This is a genomic window from Litoribacterium kuwaitense (assembly GCF_011058155.1).
Taxonomy (GTDB): Bacteria; Bacillota; Bacilli; order Bacillales; family DSM-28697; genus Litoribacterium; species Litoribacterium kuwaitense.
On record NZ_JAALFC010000104.1, the window covers coordinates 1 to 634 of the forward strand.

Here is a 634-nt window from a genome sequence, read left to right on the forward strand (position 1 = left end):
AAAAGCCTCTAGTGAGAAAATGGGTGCCCGTACCGCAAACCGACACAGGTAGGCAGGGTGAGAATCCTAAGATGCTCGGGAGAACTCTCGTTAAGGAACTCGGCAAAATGACCCCGTAACTTCGGGAGAAGGGGTGCTCTGTTAGGGTGCAAGCCCGAGAGAGCCGCAGTGACAAGGCCCAAGCGACTGTTTAGCAAAAACACAGGTCTCTGCAAAGCCGTAAGGCGAAGTATAGGGGCTGACACCTGCCCGGTGCTGGAAGGTTAAGAGGAGGCGTTATCCCTTCGGGAGAAGCGCTGAATTGAAGCCCCAGTAAACGGCGGCCGTAACTATAACGGTCCTAAGGTAGCGAAATTCCTTGTCGGGTAAGTTCCGACCCGCACGAAAGGTGCAACGACTTGGGCACTGTCTCAACGAGAGACCCGGTGAAATTATAGTATGCGTGAAGATGCGCATTACCCGCGACAGGACGGAAAGACCCCGTGGAGCTTTACTGTAGCCTGATATTGAATGTGGGTACAGCTTGTACAGGATAGGTAGGAGCCATCGAAGCCGGACCGCCAGGTTCGGTGGAGGCGCCGGTGGGATACTACCCTGGCTGTATCGACCTTCTAACCCAGTCCCGTGATCCGGG

At 55.0% G+C, this 634-nt stretch carries 1 rRNA gene; it reads left to right on the forward strand.

What is annotated here, in order from left to right:
- A 23S ribosomal RNA gene (locus tag G4V62_RS19180) occupies window positions 1-634 on the forward strand; the annotation flags it as partial.